Annotated in this window: 20 protein-coding genes; 14 read left to right on the top strand and 6 right to left on the bottom strand. The window is 69.0% G+C overall.

Annotated elements, in window-relative coordinates:
* Window positions 1–182: 182 nt before the first annotated feature.
* Entirely contained in the window at window positions 183–884 is a 702-nt protein-coding gene (locus tag AZOLI_RS20795) for a hypothetical protein (RefSeq protein ID WP_014189113.1), read from the top strand.
* A 103-nt stretch (window positions 885–987) separates the two neighbouring features.
* On the opposite strand, the gene ptsP is transcribed toward AZOLI_RS20795, so the two are convergent.
* Window positions 988–3,558: a phosphoenolpyruvate--protein phosphotransferase gene (ptsP, locus tag AZOLI_RS20790; RefSeq protein ID WP_014189112.1), complete on the bottom strand. Its 2,571-nt coding sequence runs from the start codon at window positions 3,556–3,558 to the stop codon at window positions 988–990.
* 333 nt (window positions 3,559–3,891) lie between these two features.
* Here ptsP and ptsG point away from each other — a divergent pair, with 333 nt between their 5' ends.
* From ptsG to nagA, 3 genes are all read left to right on the top strand, one after another.
* Complete coding sequence (gene ptsG / locus AZOLI_RS20785) at window positions 3,892–5,676, top strand: PTS glucose transporter subunit IIBC (protein WP_014189111.1); 1,785 nt, start codon at window positions 3,892–3,894, stop codon at window positions 5,674–5,676.
* A 178-nt stretch (window positions 5,677–5,854) separates the two neighbouring features.
* On the top strand, window positions 5,855–6,901 hold the full coding sequence (locus AZOLI_RS20780; RefSeq protein WP_014189110.1) for an SIS domain-containing protein: 1,047 nt from the start codon (window positions 5,855–5,857) through the stop codon (window positions 6,899–6,901).
* Window positions 6,901–8,061: an N-acetylglucosamine-6-phosphate deacetylase gene (gene nagA / locus AZOLI_RS20775; protein ID WP_014189109.1), complete on the top strand. Its 1,161-nt coding sequence runs from the start codon at window positions 6,901–6,903 to the stop codon at window positions 8,059–8,061. The genes AZOLI_RS20780 and nagA overlap by 1 nt, the downstream gene beginning before the upstream one ends.
* A gap of 152 nt (window positions 8,062–8,213) precedes the next feature.
* Here the strand turns inward: nagA and AZOLI_RS20770 are convergent, their stop codons facing one another.
* Window positions 8,214–8,882 carry an HAD-IA family hydrolase gene (locus AZOLI_RS20770; RefSeq protein ID WP_014189108.1) on the bottom strand — a complete coding sequence of 223 codons (669 nt, stop codon included), beginning with the start codon at window positions 8,880–8,882 and terminating at the stop codon, window positions 8,214–8,216.
* Window positions 8,883–8,933: 51 nt separating this feature from the next.
* On the bottom strand, window positions 8,934–9,695 hold the full coding sequence (locus AZOLI_RS20765) for a GntR family transcriptional regulator (protein ID WP_014189107.1): 762 nt from the start codon (window positions 9,693–9,695) through the stop codon (window positions 8,934–8,936).
* A gap of 232 nt (window positions 9,696–9,927) precedes the next feature.
* Between AZOLI_RS20765 and AZOLI_RS20760 the strand changes: the two genes are divergently transcribed.
* Window positions 9,928–10,833 carry an N-acetylmuramic acid 6-phosphate etherase gene (locus AZOLI_RS20760; protein ID WP_014189106.1) on the top strand — a complete coding sequence of 302 codons (906 nt, stop codon included), beginning with the start codon at window positions 9,928–9,930 and terminating at the stop codon, window positions 10,831–10,833.
* A 65-nt stretch (window positions 10,834–10,898) separates the two neighbouring features.
* Window positions 10,899–12,368: an N-acetylglucosamine-specific PTS transporter subunit IIBC gene (gene nagE, locus AZOLI_RS20755; RefSeq protein ID WP_044552310.1), complete on the top strand. Its 1,470-nt coding sequence runs from the start codon at window positions 10,899–10,901 to the stop codon at window positions 12,366–12,368.
* A gap of 72 nt (window positions 12,369–12,440) precedes the next feature.
* Here nagE and AZOLI_RS20750 read toward each other — a convergent pair whose 3' ends face one another.
* Window positions 12,441–13,193 (bottom strand): GntR family transcriptional regulator, encoded by a 753-nt coding sequence (locus tag AZOLI_RS20750; RefSeq protein ID WP_014189104.1) that lies wholly within the window; start codon window positions 13,191–13,193, stop codon window positions 12,441–12,443.
* Window positions 13,194–13,484: 291 nt separating this feature from the next.
* Here AZOLI_RS20750 and AZOLI_RS20745 point away from each other — a divergent pair, with 291 nt between their 5' ends.
* The 6 genes from AZOLI_RS20745 to AZOLI_RS20720 all read left to right on the top strand — a co-directional run bounded on the left by AZOLI_RS20745 (window position 13,485) and on the right by AZOLI_RS20720 (window position 19,953).
* Window positions 13,485–14,489, top strand: a complete 1,005-nt coding sequence (locus tag AZOLI_RS20745; protein ID WP_014189103.1) for an ABC transporter ATP-binding protein — start codon at window positions 13,485–13,487, stop codon at window positions 14,487–14,489.
* Between the two features lie 58 nt (window positions 14,490–14,547).
* The gene (locus tag AZOLI_RS20740) at window positions 14,548–15,852 is read left to right on the top strand and encodes an ABC transporter substrate-binding protein (protein ID WP_014189102.1); all 1,305 of its coding nucleotides are present in this window, start codon (window positions 14,548–14,550) and stop codon (window positions 15,850–15,852) included.
* 162 nt (window positions 15,853–16,014) lie between these two features.
* A complete protein-coding gene (locus tag AZOLI_RS20735; protein ID WP_014189101.1) occupies window positions 16,015–16,932 on the top strand; it encodes an ABC transporter permease in 918 nt (305 codons plus the stop codon).
* A gap of 3 nt (window positions 16,933–16,935) precedes the next feature.
* A complete protein-coding gene (locus AZOLI_RS20730) occupies window positions 16,936–17,763 on the top strand; it encodes an ABC transporter permease (protein WP_014189100.1) in 828 nt (275 codons plus the stop codon).
* Between the two features lie 14 nt (window positions 17,764–17,777).
* A complete protein-coding gene (locus AZOLI_RS20725) occupies window positions 17,778–18,482 on the top strand; it encodes an aspartate/glutamate racemase family protein (protein WP_044552304.1) in 705 nt (234 codons plus the stop codon).
* A gap of 157 nt (window positions 18,483–18,639) precedes the next feature.
* The gene (locus tag AZOLI_RS20720; RefSeq protein WP_044552609.1) at window positions 18,640–19,953 is read left to right on the top strand and encodes an amidase; all 1,314 of its coding nucleotides are present in this window, start codon (window positions 18,640–18,642) and stop codon (window positions 19,951–19,953) included.
* Between the two features lie 25 nt (window positions 19,954–19,978).
* On the opposite strand, the gene AZOLI_RS20715 is transcribed toward AZOLI_RS20720, so the two are convergent.
* Entirely contained in the window at window positions 19,979–20,359 is a 381-nt protein-coding gene (locus tag AZOLI_RS20715; protein WP_014189097.1) for a hypothetical protein, read from the bottom strand.
* A 260-nt stretch (window positions 20,360–20,619) separates the two neighbouring features.
* Between AZOLI_RS20715 and AZOLI_RS20710 the strand changes: the two genes are divergently transcribed.
* A complete protein-coding gene (locus tag AZOLI_RS20710) occupies window positions 20,620–21,003 on the top strand; it encodes a nuclear transport factor 2 family protein (protein ID WP_014189096.1) in 384 nt (127 codons plus the stop codon).
* A gap of 17 nt (window positions 21,004–21,020) precedes the next feature.
* On the opposite strand, the gene AZOLI_RS20705 is transcribed toward AZOLI_RS20710, so the two are convergent.
* Window positions 21,021–21,485: an Lrp/AsnC family transcriptional regulator gene (locus AZOLI_RS20705; protein WP_014189095.1), complete on the bottom strand. Its 465-nt coding sequence runs from the start codon at window positions 21,483–21,485 to the stop codon at window positions 21,021–21,023.
* A 156-nt stretch (window positions 21,486–21,641) separates the two neighbouring features.
* On the opposite strand from AZOLI_RS20705, the gene AZOLI_RS20700 reads away from it, so the two are divergent.
* The gene (locus tag AZOLI_RS20700) at window positions 21,642–22,658 is read left to right on the top strand and encodes a 1-aminocyclopropane-1-carboxylate deaminase (RefSeq protein WP_014189094.1); all 1,017 of its coding nucleotides are present in this window, start codon (window positions 21,642–21,644) and stop codon (window positions 22,656–22,658) included.
* Window positions 22,659–22,737 lie beyond the last annotated feature (79 nt).

The raw sequence follows: 22,737 nt of genomic DNA, 5'->3' as shown, positions 1-22,737 counted from the left end.
CGGTCTCCGGCCCGGCGCACAGTTCCAGCGCCCCGTGGTGAAGGAGCGGCCGTCCGGCCGTAACCCGCATGAGCCTTGTATCGTTCGAGCAGTCCGCCCATCGGGATCCACCGGCTCCAAGCCCGGGCATCGGGGGGCGATCCACGTCTCCGGTCCTTCCTTTTCGAACGCGAGCGTCCGCCATGGCGTCGTCCACCGCCCGTCACGCGGCCATCAACCGATCCGCTCTGATCCGCAGCGGTCTGTTCGGAGCGTTGGCGAATCTGCTGGTGGCCGGCAGCGCGCTTTATGCCGCTCCGCTCCAGTCGGCCCTGTGGGACGGCGCGGGGAATGGCGCCCTGCTCGCTCTTGTCGCCGTCGCGCTGGGGCTTTTCGCCCTCCATGCCCTGCTGGACTTCGCCCAGGCGCGGGAACTGGCGCGGCTGATGCCGTCTGCAGGAGCCGTGGCGTGGCTTGAGCGCGTGTGGTTGCTGGAGGCCGTCTGGGCGCCGATCCATCTGGCGATCCTGGCCTTGCTGCATCCGCTGCTGGGCGCGCTGGCGTTGGCCGGTGTCGCGGCGCTGGCGGCGATGATCGCGCTTGGCGCCACCGGACCGGCGAGCCCGATGACCGGGCAGTCGCAGGTCGGACGGCTGGCCGGCGGCGACAGTTTCGGCGGTGCCGACGCCTTCCTGGCCGGGCTGCGCTATTGCGAGACGGTCTACCGGGTGCTGGTTGTCGGCATGGCCGCTGCGCTGTTGACGCGGGGTGACCTGCAAACCGGCCTGTTCGTCGCTGCGTCGCTGATCGGCATCGCCGCGATGCGCACCGCCACCCGCGGCGCCGCCCGCTGGTATGGCGGGCGCCGGGCGGTGGCCGCCTTGCCGATGACCGGACGGACCTGATCCGGGCCGATAGGCGTTCGCCAGGTCGGAAGGAAAAGGCCGGTCCGCCCGGGAATGGGCGGCCGGCCTTTCATTTGTGCGCCTCTGCTCTGCAAGCCCGGCGTCAGATCGCCGGCCACGCCTCCGCCACCAGCCGGCGGACCTCGTCGGCGCTGTCGGTGGCCAGCGCCGCTTCGGCGACGCGGCGGCAGTCCTCCATGCGCAGGGTGCGGATGAAGGCCTTCAGGTCGGCGATCACCGCCGGGGTGGCCGACAGTTCCGTCACGCCCAGCCCGATCAGCAGCGGCGCCGCCATCGGGTCGGAGGCGGAGCCGCCGCAGACCGCGACCGTCCGGTCATGGGTCTTGGCCCCCATCACCGCGAGGCGGATCAGCCGCAGTACGCCCGGATGCAGCGCGTCGAGTTGGGCCGCCACATGCGGGTTGCCGCGGTCCATCGCCAGCACATACTGGGTCAGGTCGTTGGTGCCGATGGACAGGAAATCGGCCACGGCGCCGATGCGGTCGGCGATCAGCGCCGCGGACGGCACCTCGATCATCGCACCCAGCTCGATCGGTTCGGCGCGGCCGAGCTTTGTGCGCTCCTCATCCACCATCGCCCGCACCGCCAGCAGTTCCGATGGCGAGGCGATCATCGGCACCATGATGCGGCAGGCGCCTGCCGGCTTAACCCGCAGGATGGCGCGGATCTGCGCCCGCAGAAGCTCCGGTTCGCGCAGGCCGACGCGGACGCCGCGCAGGCCCAGCACCGGGTTCTCCTCCTTCGGCAGCGGCAGATAGGGCAGCGGCTTGTCGCCGCCGACGTCCAGCGTGCGGATCACCAGCGGCCGGCCTTCCAGCGCGTCGGCGATCTGCTGGTACTGCTGGTGCTGCTCGTCCTCCGTGGGGGCGGACTGGCGTTCCAGGAACAGGAATTCCGTGCGCAGCAGGCCGCAGCCTTCCGCCCCCTCCACCACTGCGCCGGGGGCGTCGCTGACCCGGCCCAGATTGGCGAACACCTCGATCCGCGTGCCGTCGGCCATCCGGCACTCCTCGCCGGCGCTGCGGCGGTTCTCCTCGCGCCGCGCGGCGCGGGCGGCGACGGCGGTGCGCGTGGTCGCCAGCATGTCCTCCGGCGGGAAGACCAGCAGTTCGCCGCGGTTGCCGTCGATCACGACGGGGGCGCCGTCCGGCACCCGCTCCGCCTGCCGGCCGAGCGCAACCACGGTCGGCACGCCGAGCGCCGCCGCCAGGATGACGGCGTGGGAGGTCGGGCCGCCATGCGCCATGCCGATACCGGCCAGCCGCCCCGCCGGGACGCCGGCAAGGTCGGAGGGGAGGATTTCGTCGGCCAGTACGATGCTGCCGGCCGGCAGCTCCGCCAGACCGACGCTCGGCGCCTTGCCGGACAGCGCGGTGAGCACCTGCTGTTCCAGGTCGCGCAGGTCGGCCGCCCGTTCCGCCATGCGCGGGTCGGCCAGCGCCGCCAGCGCATCGGCCTGCAGCCGCGCCGTCCGCTGCCACGCCCATTCCGCGCTCTTGCCGGCGCGGATGTCGGCGAGCGCGCCGTCCAGCAGTTCCGGATCGTCCAGCAGTTCGCGATGGGCCTGGAAGATGGCGGCGTGTTCCGGCATCCGTTCGGCCGAGCGGCCCAGCTCCGCGATCACGCTGTCCAGCGCCCGATGCAGCCGCGGTTCCTCCACCGCCGGTCCGGCGCCCTCCTCCGCCACGCGCACGGCGCTGCGGAAGCGGCGGACGACGGAGCCCACCGCCTGACCCGGCACGGCGATGGTGCCCTTCAGCAGAACCTCCTCGCCGGGGGCGAAGGGCGGGCCGATCTCCTCCGCCGGTTGGGCCGCAGGAGCGGCCGGGGTGGCGGCAACCGGCGCGGCAGCGGTCGCGGCCGGTGCCGCGGCAGTGTCGACGACCGGATCGCCCAGCCCGCCTTCGATCAGCACGGCGATGCTCACCGCCATGTCCTGGGCGCCGGGACCCGCGGCGCGCACGGTCAGCCGGTCGCCCAGCACGGTGCCGAGCCCCATCAGGGCGACGACGCTCTTGGCGTTCGCGCTGCGGTCGCGGCAGTGGATGGTGACGGTTCCGGGATAAGCCTTGGTGGCGGCGACCAGGGCGGCGGCCGGCCGGGCATGCAGCCCGTTGGCGATGGGCAGGACAACGCTGCGCTCGCCGGTCTCGTCCGAGTCGGGGGTGGCGAAGGGAAGGGCGGCATCGGCGCCGCTGCCGCCATGGACGGTCATCGCCGGCTCACCCACCGCGATCTCGCGGTCGACGGACTGGCCGTCGACGGTGAAGCCGTCATTCACGACGACCATCATGCTGACCAGGCTCTGCGCCCGGCTTCCCACCAGATCCATGTCGAAGCTGATCAGGAGATCGCCGGCCTTCACCGCCTGCCCGTCGCCGACATGGGCGGTGAAGCCTTCGCCGTTCAGCCCGACGGTGTCGACGCCCAGGTGCAGCAGCACCTCCGCCCCGCTGGCGGCCCGCAGGGTGCAGGCATGGCGCGCGCGGTGAACCGACAGCACGACGCCGTCGCAGGGGCTGCGCAACTCGTTCACGGTCGGGTCGATGGCCATGCCGGTCCCGACGAGCCCCTGGGCGAAGGCGGGGTCGGGAACTTCGGCCAGCGGCATGGCCCATCCGGCCAGCGGTGCTGCAAGCGTGATCGCGGTCATGTTTGGTTGGTCCTCATTCTTAACGCATCGACCCCAGCGGGCGCCTTCGCGTCGGACGGCTGCGATCCTGGCACGGTCGCCGGATCGTTTGTATGCGCGCAGACGCCGCATGGCTCAGGCGCAATTCCCGCTATAGATTATCGAAACTTTCTGTCCGGGAAAGGCGGAAGCCTGCGGCCAATCCGCGCCCGATCGGGCGCGTTCGGGATAAGCCTCCAGCCTTGCCTGACAAGCTATGTCGCCTATGTCGTGCAACCTGTCCCCCTTGCGGGTTGTATTCCCGTCCGGGGATGACGATGTTGCCGCCGCCGGACAAATTGCGGGAGAGCCGTCATGGCATTGAACCCCTTTGCGTTTCTACAGAAAATCGGCAAATCGCTGATGTTGCCGGTGGCGGTTCTTCCCGTCGCCGGTCTGCTGCTGGGTATCGGTGCGGCGAATTTCGAATGGATGCCGCCGCTGCTGTCGATGCTGATGAAGAATTCGGGCGACGTGATCTTCGGGAACCTCCCGCTGATCTTCGCCATCGGCGTCGCGCTGGGATATACCGAGAATGACGGCGTGTCGGCCATTGCCGCCACCATCGGCTATATCGTGATGCTGGCCACGCTGGGCGTGATGACCGGGGTCTGGGGGATGGAGCCCAAGACCATCATGGGCATCAAGTCCATGGAAACCGGCGTGTTCGGCGGCATCCTGGCCGGCGGTCTGGCGGCGGCGATGTTCAACCGCTTCTACAAGATCGCTCTCCCGGCCTATCTCGGCTTCTTCGCCGGCAAGCGGTTCGTGCCGATCATCACCGCGCTGGCCGCCATCGTGCTGGGCGTCGTGCTGTCGGTGATCTGGCCGCCGATCCAGGGCGGCATCAACAGCTTCTCGCACTGGGCGGCGGTGAACGATCCGCGTCTGGCGGCGACCATCTACGGCTTCGTCGAACGCCTGCTGATCCCCTTCGGCCTGCACCATATCTGGAACGTGCCCTTCTTCTTCGAGATCGGGTCCTTCCAGAATGTCGACGGGCAGATCGTCCATGGCGACATCGCCCGCTATTTCGCCGGCGACCCGACCGCCGGCATCCTGTCCGGCGCCTTCCTGTTCAAGATGTTCGGCCTGCCGGCCGCGGCCATCGCCATGTGGCATGCCGCCAAGCCGGAGAACCGGGTGCGCGTCGGCGGCATCATGATCTCCGCCGCGCTCACCTCCTTCCTGACCGGCATCACGGAACCGATCGAATTCTCGTTCCTGTTCCTGGCGCCGGTGCTGTACCTGATCCACGCCGTGCTGGCGGCGACCTCGCAGTTCATCATGAACTCGCTGGGCGCCCATATGGGCTTCACCTTCTCGCAGGGCGGCATCGACTTCGTGCTGTTCAACGTGCTCAGCCCCTATTCGCAGAAATGGTGGCTGGTGCTGATCCTTGGTCCGGCCTATGCGGCGATCTACTATGTGGTGTTCCGCTACACCATCCAGGCACTGAACCTGAAGACCCCCGGCCGCGAGGATGCGACGGAGGGCGGCGCCATGGCGGCCACCGGCAGCGAGCGGGCGCGCGATCTGGTTCTCGCCTTCGGCGGGCGCGGCAACATCTCCAACCTGGACGCCTGCATCACCCGCCTGCGCGTGGTGGTCCGGGATCCGGCCCGCGTCGACGAGGGCAAGCTGCGCGGCATGGGGGCCTCCGGCATCCTGCGGGTGCGCGACAGCGTTCAGGCGGTGTTCGGCACCCTGTCGGAGAACCTGAAGACCGAGATGCAGGAGTATCTGCGCTCCGCCGGCGTGGAAGCTGACGGTCCGGCCGCCGTCGTGGCGCCTGTCTCGGTCAAGCCTGTCTCCGTTCCGGCCGCGGCACCGCTGCCGACCGACCGCGCCGCCCGCATCGCCGAGGCGCTGGGCGGGGCCGGCAACATCAAGACGCTTGCCGCCTTCGCCACCACCCGTCTGCGGATCGAACTGGCCGATGCCGGCAAGGCGAATGCCGAGGCGCTGAAAAGGGCCGGCGTCCGTGCCGTGATGGAGATGCCCCCCAACGGCCTCGACCTGATCGTCGGCAACGACGCCGACGCGCTCGCCGGGGCGCTGACCGAACTGCTGGCGGGCGGGCGCCGCGCCGCCGAATAGCGCGCGTCCCATCTGGTATTCTACTGGTTCCATCATGCGGCGCGGCCCTTCCAGGTCGCGCCGCTTTTCTTCTGCGTGGTGAGGGCAGGGTTGCGATGCGATTCCACCAATGGACGCTGGCCTCCGGCGCTAGAAGGTCTTACATTGGTATCTATACCAGTCAATCGCGAGCGCCGCCATGACAGAGCAGAAGCCGCCCCGAAATCTTCCCCTGATGGCCACCGAGGCCGCGGAGGCGCCCGCCGCGGTGGCCCGGCAGATCGAGCGTTGCGGCGCCGGCTTCGCCGAATTGGGGGAGCGGCTGCGCCGCAATCCGCCGCGCTTCGTCGTCACCTGCGCGCGCGGCAGTTCCGACCATGCGTCGGCCTACGGCAAATACCTGATCGAAACGCGCATGGGCCGGGCGGTGGCCTCCATCGGGCCGTCCATCGCCTCGGTCTATGGCGGGCGGCTGAGCCTGGAGGGCGCGCTGTTCGTCGCCGTCTCGCAGTCCGGCCGCAGCCCGGACCTGCTGCGGCTGGTGGAGGCGGCGAAGGCCGGCGGGGCGCTGGTGGTCGGCTTCGTCAATGCGGAGGACTCGCCGCTGGCGGACATGTGCGACCATTGCCTGCCGCTGTCGGCCGGGCCGGAGCGCAGCGTGGCGGCGACCAAATCCTGCATCGCCTCGCTCGCCGCCTATCTGCAGCTGGTCGCCCACTGGCAGGACGACCCGTCGCTGAAGGCGACGCTGGCCGCCCTGCCGGAAACGCTGGAGGCGGCGAAGGCGCTGGACTGGAAACCGGCGCTGATGCCGCTCGTCACGGCGCAGAACCTCTATGTGCTGGGGCGTGGAGTCGGCTTCGGGGCGGCGCTGGAGATGGCGCTGAAGTTCAAGGAGACCTGCCGCCTGCATGCGGAAGCCTTCAGCGCGGCGGAGGTCGTCCACGGGCCGCTGGCGCTGGTCGGTCCCGGATTCCCCATGCTGGCCCTGACCCAGGCGGACGCGGCGGAACCGCACACCCGCGCGGTGGTGGAGCGCATCGTCGGGCTGGGAGCCGCCGTCGCCACGACGGAAAGCGGCCTTGCCGGCACCACGCTGCTGCCCGGCCTGCCCAACCTGGCGCCGGAGGCCGCACCGCTGGCGGCGTTGCAGAGCTTCTACGGCGCGGTCTATGAACTGGCACTGGCCCGCGGCATCGATCCCGACAGCCCGCCCAACCTCGCCAAAGTGACGAAGACCGTCTGATGCGACAGCTCCTGACCGGTGCCCGGATTTTCACGGGCGAGACCATCCTCGACGGCCGCAGCCTGCTGGTCGGGGATGGCCGCATCCTCGACATCGTCGCCCCCGGCCGCACTCTGCCGGACATCGACCGGACTGTGGCGCTGGAGGCCGGCGACCTGCTGGCCCCCGGCTTCATCGACATCCAGGTGAATGGCGGCGGCGGCGTTCTGTTCAACGAGCGGCCGACGCTGGAGGCGACGCTGGCCATCGCCGCCGCGCACCGGCGCTTCGGCACCACCGGGCTGCTGCCGACGATCATCACCGACACGCCCGAATGCCACCGCGCCGCCGCCGAGGCTGCGGTGGCGGCGGTGGCGCAGCCGGGCAGCGGGGTCTTGGGCATCCATTTCGAGGGGCCGTTCATCAGCCCGCAGCGGGTGGGCGCGCATGATCCGCGCTTCGTCCGCGCGCCGGACGGGGCCGACCTGGACTTCATCGGCGGCTTGCCGGGGCGGATGCCGGGCGGGCGGGTGCTGCTGACCCTGGCGCCGGAATGCGTGGAGGATGCCGCCCTGTCGCGGTTGATGGCCGCCGGGGTGATCCTGTCGGTCGGCCACACCATGGCGAGCGCGGAGCGGGTGGTGGAGGCCTTCGACCTCGGCGTACGCGGGGTCACCCACCTCTACAACGCCATGCCCGGCATCGCCAACCGCCAGCCCGGCCCGGCCGGCGCGGCGCTGGCCGACGGGCGGCCCTGGTGCGGGCTGATCGCCGACGGGCACCACGTCCATCCGCTGATGATGCGGGCGGCGCTGGCTGCCAGGCCGCGCGGGCGGATGATGCTGGTGACCGACGCCATGCCGCCGACGGGCACCGACGCGGATCGCTTCGAGCTGAACGGCCGGACGATCTACCGGCGGGACGGCCGGCTGGTGCTGGCCGACGGCACGCTGGCTGGGGCCGACCTGGACATGGCGACGGCGGTGCGCAACGCGGGGACGCTGATCGGTTTGCCGCTGGAGGAGTCGCTGCGGATGGCGTCGCTCTATCCGGCGGAGTTCCTGGGGATGGCCGGCGAGCGCGGGCGGATCGCGCCGGGCTGGCGGGCGGATCTGGTGCTGCTGCGGCCGGACCTGACGGTGAAGGGCACCTGGGTGGAAGGGGAGTGGCGGGCGAGCTAGTGTGAGGGAGTTTCGGCTTCGATTGCCCCCACCCTAACCCTCCCCCGCTGGGCGGGGGAGGGAACTGCCGTCGCTTCGCAGAAGGCACCCTCTCCCGCGAAGCGGGGGAGGGTTGGGGAGGGGGCAATCGACGCCTGGACATCAAGAACCCGTCACCCACCCACCGCCACGATCTCCAACCCATCCTCGTCCACGCGCACCTGCAGCGCCGTCAGATCGGGCAGGCACAGAGTCTCGCCCAGCTCATGCGCCGGCAGCGTCGTGGTCAGCGCGATCACCCGCGCGCCGGCCGCTTTGCCGGCTGCCAGGCCGGCAGGGGCGTCCTCGAACACCACGGTTTCACGTGGGTCGAAGCCGAGCTTTTCGGCGGCGGTGCGGTAGCCTTCGGGGTGGGGCTTGCCATGGGTGACGTTGTCGGCGCCGATCAGCAGGTCGGGCAGGGGCAGGCCGGCCTGGGCGATCCGCTTGCGCGCCATGTCCTGCGGCGCGGAGGTCACCACCGCCCAGCGATGGCGCGGCAGCGATTGCAGAAGCTCCAGCGCGCCGGGAACGGCACGCACGCCTTCGGTGTCGTTGGTGTAGCACTCCTCCACCAGACGCACCTCCTCGTCGATGTCGGCACCGGCGGGGGCGAAGCGGCGGACGGTTTCGATGCTGCGGACACCGTGGCAGACGGCCAGGATGGCGTCGGGATCCAGATCGTGCCGGGCAGCCCAGCTGCGCCAGGAGCGTTCCACGGGACCCGTGGTGTCGATCAGGGTGCCGTCCATGTCGAACAGGATGGCGCGGACACGGAACGGGGTATCAAGGGCAGGCTTCATCGCGCGCTCTCGTCAGGATTTTACTGCGTGGGAGAGAATGACCCGCAGGGATCAGGCCAGCGACAGCTCCACGACGAAGTCATAGGCGTCGCCGCGGTAGTGGGAACGGACGAACTCCAGCGGGGTTCCGTTCTCCAGGAAGGTGCGGCGCTCAATGTAAAGGGCGGGGGCGCCGTCGGGAACCCCCAGAAGCGCCGCCTGATCCGCCGGCAGGCGAATGGCAGACAAGCGTTGCAGGGCACGGAAGGGCGGATGGCCACGTCCGCGCAAGGTCTCATAGAGGGAACCCTGCACCAGTTCCGGATCGGGCAGGAAGCTGGCTGGCAGGGCGCTGAGTTCGATTGCGAGCGGCGTGCCGTCGGCCAGACGCAGCCGGTGAAGCCGCACCACCTCCGCCCCCGGACGCAGCCCGAGCGCCATCGCCTCCTCCGGCGTCGCGGTGCCTGCAGACCGGCTGAGCCAGCGCGAATCCGGCTTCAACCCGCGCCCGCCGATATCCTCGGTGAAGCTGGTCAGCGTCGACAGGCGCTGTTCCACATGGGGGCTGCGGTTGATGAAGGTGCCGGCCCCCTGGCGCTGGTGCAGCAGCCCTTCCGCGATCAGCTCCCGCAATGCCTTGCGCACGGTGACGCGGGACACGCCGAAGGTTTCCGCCAGCTCGCGCTCCCCGGGCAGGGCATCCTGGTCGGTCAGCCGCCCTTCGACGATCAGCGTCCGCAGATGCCGCGCCAACTGGAGGTAGAGCGGCAGCGGCAGGGCATCGGACAGGGCGGTCGGGTCGAACGGGGCCGCGGTGGCGGCGGCGGTGGACATCGGCAGCCACTCCAGTGCTTTGGGATGAGCATGATACCACTGAAAGGCCAATGGGCAACAGCTGCCGGCGGGATTCCTGAAAGGAGCAAAGGCGAACAATCAGATTGCGATTGCGGACGAACCGGATTTTGGTATGCTGCACATACAGTCCAATCTAATACCACCGGCGGCCGGCAGGCGGTCGGCGATGGGTCGCCCGCCAAGGGCGGCAAGCAGCGCGGGAGCGGCGGGAATGGCGGGCGGCACGGAGGATACGGCGCACCGGTACAGCCGGCTGGACCTCTGGCCGGCCAATGAACTGATGACGGCCCTTTGGGAGGGGCAGACTCGGGCGCTCGCCGCCTGCGCACCCGCCCTGCCGGCCGTCGCCGCCGCCGTGGAGGCCGCGGCGGACCGCCTGTCCGGCGGCCGGGGGCGGCTGGTCTATGCCGGCGCCGGATCCTCGGCCATGGTGGCGGCGCTGGACGGGCTGGACCTGGGGCCGACCTTCGACTGGCCGGCCGAGCGTCTGGTCCTGTTGATCGCCGGCGGGCTCGACCTGTCGCGCGGGCTGACCGGTGCTGCGGAGGATGACGAGGATGCCGGCCGCGCCGAGGCCGCCCGTGCGGGTATCGCCGCGGATGACGTGGTCGTCGGCCTGTCGGCCAGCGGGGCCAGCGCCTACACCGTCGGCGTTCTCCGCGCCGCGCGGGAGGCGGGAGCCCTGACCATGGGGATCGCCAGCAGCGCCGGGTCCCCGCTCTTGGAGGCCGTCGAACATCCCATTCTGACCCTGACCGGGCCGGAGGTGATCGCCGGTTCCACCCGCCTTGGCGCCGGCACCGCGCAGAAGGTGGTGCTGAACCTGTTTTCGACCGGCGTGATGACCGCGCTCGGCAATGTCTACGACAACCTGATGATCAATGTCCGGCCGGAGAACGCCAAGCTCCGCCGCCGCTGCGCCGCCATGGTCGCGCGCATCGCCGGGGTGGACGAGGCGGCGGCCGGGGTGGCGCTGGAGCGGCATGGCGACGTCCGCCGCGCCGTGCTGGGCCTTGCCGGCCTGGACGGTTCCGACATCGACCGCCTGCTGATCGAGACCGGCGGCAACCTGCGCCGGGCGATGGAACGCGCCGCCGGGCTCCGCTCCGTCGCCTGATACCCGAAATCCAATCCTGATGCCCGGCCCGGTGAGGCCCGGCCTGTTGTAGGGGAGACGTCCGAATGTCTGCTGATCGTTTTTCGGGCGACCGTTTTTCGGGCGTCCAGAGGCTCGGGCGGGCGTTGATGCTGCCGATCGCCGTGCTGCCCATCGCCGGGCTGCTGCTGCGCATCGGTCAGCCCGACCTGCTGAACATCGCCTTCATCGCCGCGGCGGGCGACGCCGTCTTCTCCAACCTGGGCGTCCTGTTCGCCGTCGGCATCGCCATCGGCTTCGCCCGCGAGAATCATGGCGCCGCCGGGCTGGCCGGTGCGGTGGGCTATTTCGTGGCGGTGAAGGGCGCCGTCGTGCTCAGCGGCGTGGCGCCTGAGCTGGTGGCGAAGATGTCCAGCCGCATCAGCATTCCGGTCGGCATCCTGATCGGCATCATCGCCGGCCAGCTCTATAACCGGTACAAGGACATCAAGCTGCCGGACTATCTCGCCTTCTTCGGCGGCCGGCGCTTCGTGCCCATCGTCACCGGTCTGGCGGCGCTGGGGATCGCGGTGATCTTCGGCTATGGCTGGCCCGTCGTCGATGCGGGCCTGAGCGCGCTGACCACCGGCGTGCTGGGGCTCGGCAAGCTGGGGCTGTTCCTTTACGGCGTGCTGAACCGGGTGCTGATCATCACCGGCCTGCACCACATCATCAACAACATCGCCTGGTTCCTGCTGGGCGATTACCAGGGCGTCACCGGCGATCTCAACCGCTTCTTCAAGGGCGATCCCGCGGCCGGCGCCTTCATGGCCGGCTTCTTCCCGGTGATGATGTTCGGCCTGCCCGCCGCCTGCCTCGCCATGTACCACACGGCCAAGCCGGAGAACCGCGCGGCGGTCGGCGGGGTGCTGCTGTCGATGGCGCTGACCGCCTTCCTGACCGGAGTGACGGAGCCGGTGGAATTCGCCTTCATGTTCCTGGCGCCGATGTTGTTCGCCGTCCATGCCGTGCTGACCGGCCTGTCGATGGTGCTGATGGACGTGCTGAACGTGAAGCTGGGCTTCGGCTTCTCGGCCGGCCTGTTCGACTATGTGCTGAATTACGGCAAGGCCACCAACCCGATCCTGCTGCTGCCGGTGGGTGCTGCCTATTTCGTGATCTATTACACGCTGTTCCGCGTCGTCATCCGGCGCTTCGACCTGAAGACGCTGGGCCGCGACGATGTCGCCATCCCCGCCGGGCAGGCGGCGGCACCAGTGGCGGCGGTGCATGCGCCGGCATCCGCGGCGGCGGCGGCGAGCGACCGGGCCGGCGCCTATGTCGCGGCGCTGGGCGGGGCCGGCAATCTGCGCTCCGTCGAGGCCTGTACCACGCGCCTGCGTCTGGCCGTCGCCGATGCCGCCCTCATCGATGAGGCCGAACTGAAGCGGCTGGGAGCCCGCGGCGTGGTGAAGCCGTCGGCCAACTCCGTCCAGGTGATCGTCGGTCCAATCGCCGACCAGCTGGCCGGTGAGATCCAGGACACGCTGAACCTGTCGGCCGGCATGCGGGTCTGACCCCTCAAGAAACGCGAAGAGTCCCGGTCTCGTCGGAGGCCGGGGCTCTTCGCGTTTCAGGGACCTGTCGCGTCAGGCCGGCTCATGCTCGTCGGCGAAGATCGCCTTCAGGTCGATGCGGGTCTCCGTCTTGGCCTCCAGATCCAGCTGGCGTTCGACGTCGTCGAGATGCTCGATCATCAGCGCGGTTGCCTCGCCCGGCGCGTTGCCGATCAGGGCGGCGATCAGGCGGCGGTGATCGTCGGCGGAGCAGGTGTGCGACGACCGCCGCTCGAAGGCGGCGATGGCAAGGCTAGAGCGGTCGATCAGGTCGGCCAGGATCCCCGTCAGCGTCGCGTTGCCGGCGAATTCCGCCAGCAGCAGGTGGAACTGGCCGGACAGCCGGATCATCGCCTTGCGGTCGGCCGCGAGTTCCGCCGCATCCTCCAGCGCGCCGTGGCCGCGCAGCTTTTCCAGCACATCGTCGGGCAAGGGGCGCGGCATCCGCTCCAGCCGTTCCATGACTGCGCGTTCGATCACCCGGCGGGCCTCGAACACCTCGCGTGCCTCCTTGGGGGTCGGCTTGGCGACGAAGGCGCCGCGGTTGGGGATCAGCGTCACCACGCGCCGCTGCGCCAGCAGAAGCAGGACCTTGCGCACCCGTTCCCGGCTGACCCCGAAGGCTTCCGCCAGGCTTTCCTCGGTCAGCTTGGTGCCGGGCGGCAGGCGGCGGTCGGCAATCGCCTCGCCGATGCTGCGGACGATGCGGGTTTCGGCGCTGGCGCGGGCAGCGGTGCGGGCGCGGGGCGTGCGGCGGGCTGGCTTGGCGGGCGCGGCGGTCGTCATGGGCTGGCAGGGTGCTTTTAGCGGTGTGCGGGAAACCTGCAGAACATTGTGCACAAACCGGGCCAGCAGGGAAACAGCAATCGCCGGAGTGGCGCGGCGGAGGTTGTTGGAAGCAGCATTGCCTAAAATGACGCCATTGCGCCAAAACCCTGCACAATTGCCGAGCCATTGCGCAACAGAGCATCGGGAAAGCGGCTGATTTCCGGGATTCCACCGCTGGCACGCGACATGCACAAGGCGAACCGGTCACAAACGACCGCGCATATTGTGCACAATGTTGGAGGCCATCCGATGACGGCGGGTTCGACGGTCGAACTGGTGAAGCTGCGCAAGGCCTATGGCGCGACCGTGGCGGTGGACGGCATCGATCTGCGGATCGCCGCCGGCTCCTACTGCTGCCTGCTGGGGCCGAGCGGCTGCGGCAAGACCTCCACCCTGCGGATGATCGCCGGGCATGAGGACATCACGGATGGCGACCTGCTGATCGGCGACAGCGTGGTCAACGACGACCCGCCGGCCAAGCGCGGCACGGCGATGATGTTCCAGAGCTACGCCCTGTTTCCACATCTGGACTGCACCGACAACGTTGCCTTCAGCCTGAAGATGAAGGGGGTGGGCAAGGAGGAGCGCCGCCGCCGGGCGGCCGAGATGCTCGATCTGGTCGACATGGGCAAATATGCCGGCCGCCTGCCGTCGCAGCTATCGGGCGGGCAGCAGCAGCGCGTGGCGCTGGCCCGCGCGCTGATCACCCGGCCGGGCGTGCTTCTGCTGGACGAACCGCTGTCGGCGCTCGACCCCTTCCTGCGCGTGCGCATGCGCGAGGAGCTGAAGCGCCTGCACCGCGACATCGGCATCACCTTCATCCACGTCACCCACAGCCAGACGGAAGCGATGGCGCTGGCCGACCTCGCCGTGGTGATGAACCAGGGACGCATCGAACAGGCCGGGCCGCCGCGCGAGCTGTTCAACCGGCCGCGCACCGCCTTCGTCGCCCGCTTCATCGGCGGCCACAACGTCATCGAGGGCGGGGTCGTCGGCGATGCCGGCCGCTGCGCCGTGCGGGCCGACCGCATCCTGTTGGGCGGTGCCGAGCTGCCGACCGAAATCCAGGTGGAGGGCACCGTGCGCTCGCTGGAATATCACGGCGCCTCCGTCCATCTCAGCCTCGACATTCCCGGCGCCGACGAATTCGCCGTCGTGCTGGACGAGGCGCGCTATTTCGACGCGCCGGTCGGCGTGGGCGACCGCGTGCGCGCCGGCTGGAGCCGCCGGGACGTCCACCCGCTGGCGTCCTGACCCGCCTTTCAAAAACGCTATCCAAAAACAACACGACGAACAGACTGGAGGCTCAGCGATGACCGACACCCGTACTCCTTCGACGCTCTCCACCGGCGTCAGCCGCCGCACCCTGCTGAAGGGCACCGCCGCCGTGGCGGGCGCCGCAATCGGCTCCGGCGCCATCACCGGCTTTCCGACCATCTGGGCGCAGAACATCAAGAACATCACGCTGCGCCAGTTCGGCACCGGCGTGTCGAACCTGAACGCCGTCGCCGACAAGGTGAAGGAGGATCTGGGCTTCACCTTGCAGATGACCGCGCTCGATTCCGACGCGGTGACCCAGCGCGCGGTGACGCAGCCGAAGTCCTACGACATCGCCGATATCGAATACTGGATCTGCAAGAAGGTCTTCCCGGCCGGCGTGATGCAGCCGATGGACGTTTCCAAGATCAAGAATTTCGACAAGATCGTCCCGATCTTCGTCACCGGCAAGCTGACGCCGGACAGCGCCATCGCCCAGGGCACCGCCCCCCACACCGTGGGCTTCGTCGAGGGCAAGGACAGCACCAAGTTCGCCAAGTCGCCGACCCAGTGGATGACGCTGATCCCGACCATCTACAACGCCGACACGCTGGGCATCCGCCCCGATCTGGTCGGCCGGCCGATTTCCAGCTGGAAGGATTTGCTCGACCCCGCCTTCAAGGGCAAGGCGTCGCTGCTGAACATCCCGTCCATCGGCATCATGGACGCCGCCATGGTCTGCGAGGCGATGGGCGAGATCAAGTATGGCGACAAGGGCAACATGACCAAGGAGGAGATCGACAAGACCCTCAAGATCATGACCGAGGCCAAGAAGGCCGGCCAGTTCCGCGCCTTCTGGAAGACCTTCGACGAGAGCGTCAACCTGATGTCGTCGGGCGAGGTCATCATCCAGTCGATGTGGTCGCCCGCCGTCGCCGCCGTGCGCGCCAAGGGCATCCAGTGCGTCTATCAGCCGCTGAAGGAAGGCTATCGCGCCTGGGGCGGCGGCCTCGGCATCGCCAAGCATCTGAGCGGGCTGGAGCTGGAAGCTGCCTACGAGTACATCAACTGGTATCTGTCGGGCTGGGTCGGCGCCTATCTGAACCGTCAGGGCTATTATTCGGCCGTGCTCGACACCGCCAAGCAGCACATGACGCCGGAGGAGTGGGCCTTCTGGATGGAGGGCCAGCCGGCCAAGACCGACATCCTCAGCCCCGAAGGCAAGGTGATGGAAAAGGCCGGCGCGGTGCGCGACGGCGGCTCGTTCCAGGACCGCATGGGCCGCGTCGCCTGCTGGAACGCGGTGATGGACGAGGACCGCTACATGGTCCGCAAGTGGAACGAGTTCATCGCGGCGTAACGTCGTCGGTTTTGCCCCCTCCCTAACCCTCCCCCGCTTCGCGGGAGAGGGGACTGCCGCTTTCTGTCCCTCCACCGCCGAAGGCGGGGGAGGGAGGGACCCGCGAAGCGGGAGGGAGGGGGCACAGCACTGATCCTATCTTTAAATTGCAGGACCCCGCCGATGACCCTGACCGCCGAAACGTCCCGACCGTCCGTCACGGCCGCCGCCGGCAGGGCGCGGCGTCCCCGTCTGCTGCCGCGCGTCGCCCCCTATCTCCAGGCGGCGCCGCTGACCGTCGCGCTGCTGCTGTTCCTGCTGGTGCCGATCCTGACCATCGTTGCGGTCAGCTTCTGGGATTACGACAGCGTGCGCATCTACCCGGATTTCGTGCTGACCAACTACACCGAACTGCTGACCTCGCCGGTCACCTGGAAGACCTATCTGAACACGCTGAAATATGCGGCGCTGACCTGGGCGATCACGCTCGGCATCGGGTTTACGGTGGCCTATTTCCTGGCCTTCCATGTGCGCTCGACCACTTGGCAGATGGTGCTGTTCCTGGTCTGCACCATCCCGTTCTGGACCTCCAACATCATCCGCATGATCTCGTGGATCCCGTTCCTGGGGCGCAACGGGCTGCTGAATTCCGGGCTGATCTCCGCCGGGATCATCGACCAGCCGCTGGAGTTCCTGCTGTTCTCCGATTTCTCGGTCGTGCTGGCCTTCGTCCACCTCTATGCGCTGTTCATGGTGGTGCCGATCTTCAATTCGATGATGCGGATCGACCGCGCGCTGATCGAGGCGGCGCGCGACGGCGGCGCCAGCGCGGCTCAGACCTTGTGGAACGTCATCCTGCCGCTGACCAAGCCCGGCATCGCCATCGGCTCCATCTTCGTCGTCACGCTGGTGATGGGCGACTTCATCACCGTGCGGCTGATGAGCGGGGGGCAGAGCGCCTCCATCGGGCTGATGATCGCCAACGAGATCTCGCTGCTGCAATACCCGGCCGCCGCCGCCAATGCGGTGGTGCTGCTGGCCGTCGTCCTGATCATGGTGGTGGCGATGCTGCGCGTCGTCGATATCCGGAAGGAGCTGTGAGCGATGAATTCGTCACGCCGGGGCCTGTCCTTCTATCTGCTGGGCGCCTTCTTCGCGCTGTTCGTGCTGTTCCTCTACGGACCGACGGCGACCATCCTGATCCTGTCCTTCCAGGGACCGGAGGGCGGACTGACCTTCCCGATGAACGGCGTCTCGCTGCACTGGTTCCGCAACCTGTTCGAACAGCAGGCAGTGGGCGATTTCGGCGGATCCTTCCGCCGCTCCATCGCGCTGGGGCTGATGGTGATGGTGCTGACCGTGCTGTTCTCGGTCCTGGCCGGCTTCGCCTTCCGCCGCCGATTCCGGGGCAGCGGGGCGCTGTTCTATCTCGCGGTCGCCAGCCTGATCGTGCCGTCGATCCTGGTCAGCCTGGGCATCGGCCTGTTCTTCAACATCCTGGGGCTGGAGCCGGCCTGGTACAGCTCGGCGCTGGGCGCGCATCTGACCTGGACGCTGCCCTTCGGCCTGCTGATCGTCTTCGCCATCTTCAACCGCTTCAACCCGGCCTATGAGGAGGCGGCGCGCGACCTCGGCGCGTCCCCCTGGCAGACGGTGCGCCATGTCGTGCTGCCGATCCTGCTGCCCAGCCTGATCGGCGTCGGCCTGTTCGGCTTCACCCTGTCCTATGACGAGTTCGCCCGCACGCTGATGACCGCCGGCAGCTTCAACACGCTGCCGCTGGAGATCTACGGCATGACCACCAACGTCACCACGCCGGTGCTCTATGCGCTGGGATCGCTGACGACGGTCTTCTCCTTCACCGTGATCGGCGTGGCCCTGCTGGGCCTGATCCTGCTGCGCCGCCACCGCCTGCGCCGAAGCGGCATTTGAGGAACCCCACCACCATGCGCATTCTGGTCGTCAACCCCAACAGCACCGCCTCCATGACCGGGCGGATCGGCGCCGCGGCCAGCAAGGTCGCCGCACCCGGCACCGAGATCGTCGCGACCAATCCGCCGACCGGCCCCGCCAGCATCGAGGGCTATTACGACGAGGCGCTGGCTGTTCCCGGCCTGCTGGCGGAGATCGACCGGCACCAGCGCGGCGGCGACATCGCCGGCACGGTGATCGCCTGCTTCGACGATGTCGGGCTGGATGCCGCGCGCAGCCTTGCCGACGCGCCGGTGATCGGCATCTGCGAGGCGGCGATGCAGACCGCCGCGCTGCTCGGCGGACGGTTCAGCGTGGTGACGACGCTGCCCCGCTCCATCCCGGCGCTGGAGCGGTTGGCCCAGCGTTACGGCATGGCCGGCCGCTGCACCATCCGCGCGGCGGGCGTGCCCGTCCTGGCGCTGGAAGACCCGGAATCCGGCGCCGTCGAGCGCGTGCGCGCCGAAATCCGCCGGGCCATGGAGCAGGACGGTGCCGAAACCATCGTGCTGGGCTGCGCCGGCATGGCCGACCTCGCCCGCGCGCTGAGCGAGGAGATGGGGCTGCCGGTGATCGACGGCGTGACAGCAGCCGTGAAGCTGGTGGAAGGGTTGGCAGCGCTCGGCCTGCGCACCGGCAAGTCCGGCGGCTATGCACCGCCGCTGCCCAAGGCGCGGTGACGCTTCCGCAGTTTTTCATCCGCGGCCTCGGGGCACTCCGGCGGCGGCATAACGGGCGGCGCTCACGATCCTGTCGCCAAGCCGGCGCCGATGTGGCACATGCGATGGGACGTCCCGCACCAGTCCGGTTCGCTCCATGACCTGCCAGGAATCCGCCATGCCCGTGCCCGCCACCCCCCGTCCGTCCGCGTCCGACCGGCTGGAGGCGGCGCTTGCCCGCATCGCCGACCCGGAGCGGCAGGGCGCGCTGGTCTTTACCGAACTCTATGCCGACGAGGCGCGGGAGGCCGCCGCCGCCAGCGACCGCCGGGCCGCGGCGGGCCGGCCGCTGGGACCGCTCGACGGCCGGATCGTCTCGGTCAAGGCGCTGTTCGACGTGGCGGGGGACATCACCGCCGCAGGCTCCGCCATCCTGCGCGGCCGGCCCGCCGCCCGGCGGGATGCGCGCGCCGTGGCGCGGCTGCGTGCCGCCGGCGCCGTCATCGTCGGCCGCACCCACATGACGGAATTCGCCTTCTCCGCCGTCGGCATCAACCCGCATTACGGCAATCCCGGCAATCCGCGCGACCGGTCGCGGGTGCCCGGCGGCTCCTCCTCCGGTGCGGTGATCTCGGTGGTGGAGGGCATGGCGGAGATCGCGGTCGGCAGCGATACCGGCGGTTCGCTGCGCATTCCGGCGGCGCTGTCCGGCGCGGTGGGATTCAAGCCGACCGCCGGCCGCCTGTCGGCCGAGGGCGCCTTCCCGCTGTCGCCGTCGCTGGATGCGATCGGCCCCATCGCCTCTACCGTCGCGGACGCGGCCTTGCTCGATTCGATTGTGAGTGATAGCGACCCGGCGCCGCTGGCCCCGTTGCCGGTTGCCGGCCAGTCCTTCCTGGTGCCGCGGTGGCGGTTGTTCGACGGGATCGAGCCGGCGGTCGCCGCTGCTTTCGAGGCGGCGCTTGACCGCCTGCGGGCCGCCGGTGCCCAGATTATCGAGGGCTCCATCGACGCCGAACTGGACGCATTGGCCGATCTGGACCGCATCGGCGTCTTCACCGCCATCGAGCTTGCGGCGACGCTTGCGGAACTCGGCATCACGGCGCTGGACGGCATCGATCCCAAGACCCGCGCCCGCATCGAGGCCGGCGGCCGGACGCCCGCCGCCGATTACGTCCGCATGCAGCGCCGCCGCGCCGACCTGATCCGCCTGATGGACGAGCGGCTGGCCCGGCATCCCGTCCTGCTGCTGCCCACCGTTCCGCTGACCGCCCCCACCATCGCCGATGTGCTGGAGGATGCCGCCTTCCACCGCGTCAATCTGCTGCTGCTGCGCAACACCCGCATCGCCAACCTGTTCGATCTGCCGGCGATCTCGCTGCCGGTGCCGTCGGCCGGGCTTCCGGTCGGGCTGATGGCGATGGGCCGCCGCGGCAGCGACCGCAGCCTGCTGGGCATCGCCGCCGGGCTGGAGGCTGTCTTGGCGGCCTGAGCCTCGGCTGCTCCGCGTCCTTCCTTCAGGCGACCGGGGAGCGCCAGAGCCAGACCAGCCCCGCGACCGCACCGGCCACGAGAAGGACCAGCACCAGGATAATGGCAAAGGCGGTGCGGCGGTCCTTCGCCTCGCGCTGCTCCGCCTCGCGCCGCTTCTTCAGCAGATATTGCTGTTCGGGGCTGAGGAAACGTCCGGCGGCGGCATCGGGCGTTGCGGCGAAGCTCGGCCTGCGCCCCTTGGTGGCGGTCTGAGCCGTGGTCCTGGCTGCCGTTCCCCTCACCGCGGTGGTGAGGCCGCCGGGCGACGGCCGGCCCGTGTTCATCGTGTCCGCCGCCGTCCCGCGGGCGGCCGTCACCTGCCTGCCCTTGCGCTTGCGCGGTAGCTTGCGCCGTCTGGTCGCCATTCCCGTCCCCTTGCTGTCCGTCCCTCGAGTCGCGGCGGGGAGCATACCCGTCCCGACCGTCCGGCGCAGCCGATCACAAGAGGATCTGCGGAAAGTTACATAGGACGACCCGCACGCCGTCATCCGGCCCGCCTCCACCCCCTGCGGCGAACCGGCGCACACCCGCAAGCGGTTCTGGAACCGCAATGCATACTAGTATACCAATCTATGACCCGTTCCGCTCCGGGCGGGCATGACAGCAATCGATTGGGAGGGTCACCATGCTCAGGAACGACGACGACCATCAGCTGGTGGCGAAGGCGGTGGCTGCGCTGCGCGATGCCATGCTGGCCGGCGACGGCGCCACGCTGCAGGCGATGACGATGGACCAGCTGACCTACGGCCATTCCAACAGCCGGTTGGAAGACAAGGCGGGCTTCGTCGGCAGCCTGGACGGCAAGAACGCCTTCAAGGCGCTGGACCTCAGCGACCATGCGATCCAGGTGGTCGGCGACGTCGCCATCGCCCGCCACACCTTCGATTGCGTCAACAACCTGGCCGACGGCAAGACCAGCACCGCCCACATCAAGGTGCTGCAGGTCTGGACGAAGGTCGACGGCAGCTGGAAGCTGCTGGCCCGTCAGGCTTCGCCGCTGCCGGCCTGACCGGACCGGCGCCTTGCTCAGAAATCCAGCAGGGCGTTGTCGATCACCTCCTTCATGACGAAGAAGGTCCGCGTCTGCCGCACGCCGGGAAGGGCGATCAACTGTCGCCCGTGCAGTTCGTTGAAGTCGGCGATGTCGCTGACGCGGATCTTCAGGAAGAAGTCGAAGTCGCCGGCGACCAGATGGCAGTCCAGTACGAAGGGCAGCTTGCGGATCGCCTTTTCGAAATCGCCGAAGCTTTCCGGCGTCGAGCGGTCCAGCACGACCCCGACGATCACCAGCGTCCCGCGGTCCACCTTCGCCGGCGCGATTTCCGCCCGCACGGACCGGATATAGCCGTCCTCGAACAGGCGTTGCGTGCGCCGGTGGCAGGTCGCCGGGCTGACATGGACCGCGGCGGCGACATCCGCGTTGGTCATCCGGCCATCCCTTTGAAGATGTTGCAGAATCCGGCGATCCACCGCATCCAGCTTTTCGGTCATGGAAGAGTCTTCCGTTTGTCGGCCCGGAATGAGGCTATCCGTATCGCCAAAGGCCGGCAATAGCCGGCTGGCAGGAAATTTACCGCAGAACTATGGAAGCACCTTTCAAAAAGGCGGTGATACCGTGGCTCCACCTCACCATTGGAGCATGCCACGATGCGCCTCGACCGTTTCGAACGCTATCCGCTGACCTTCGGCCCGACCCCGATCGAGCATCTGCCGCGCCTGACCGCCGCGCTGGGCGGCAAGGTCGAGATCTACGCCAAGCGCGACGACTGCAACTCCGGCCTCGCCATGGGCGGCAACAAGCTGCGCAAGCTGGAATACATCGTCCCTGACGCCATCGCGTCGGGCACGGACACGCTGGTGTCCATCGGCGGCGTGCAGTCCAACCACACCCGCATGGTGGCGGCGACGGCGGCGAAGATCGGCATGAAATGCGTCGTGGTGCAGGAAAGCTGGGTCCCGCACGAGGATGCCGTCTATGACCGTGTCGGCAACATCCTGCTGACCCGCCTGATGGGGGCGGACAGCCGCATCGTTCCGGACGGCTTCGACATCGGCATCCGCAAGAGCTGGGAAGAGGCGATCCAGTCGGTCAAGGATGCCGGCGGCAAGCCCTACGGCATCCCGGCCGGCGCCTCGGTGCACAAATATGGCGGGCTCGGCTATGTCGGCTTCGCCGAGGAGGTGCGCAAGCAGGAGGCAGACCTCGGCTTCAAGTTCGACTACATCGTCGTCTGCGTGGTGACCGGTTCGACCCAGGCCGGCATGATCGTCGGTTTCGCCGCCGACGGCCGGGGCGACCGCGTGATCGGCATCGACGCCTCCGGCACGCCGGAACAGACCCGCACACAGGTCCGCCAGATCGTCGACAGCACGGCCGAACTGGTCGAGCTGGGCCGCAAGGTGCGCGACGACGAGATCGTCATCCTGGAAGACTACGCCTATCCCGCCTATGGCGTGCCGAGCGCCGAGACCAACGAGGCCATCCGCCTCGCCGCCCGCACCGAGGCGATGATCACCGACCCGGTGTATGAGGGCAAGTCGATGCAGGGCATGATCGACCTCGTCCGGAAGGGCTGGTTCCCAGAGGGTTCCAAGGTGCTCTACGCCCATCTCGGCGGGGCGCCGGCGATCAACGGCTACAGCTACACCTACCGCAACGGTTGAGTCCCGCCGGCAGGGGTGTGCAGGCGGCCTTGACCATTGGGGACGACTTGTCTTGAATCCCGCGCGTGGTGCGGCCGGA

The organism is Azospirillum lipoferum 4B (assembly GCF_000283655.1).
Classification (GTDB): domain Bacteria; phylum Pseudomonadota; class Alphaproteobacteria; order Azospirillales; family Azospirillaceae; genus Azospirillum; species Azospirillum lipoferum_C.
This window is presented reverse-complemented; position numbering and strand designations above follow the sequence as displayed.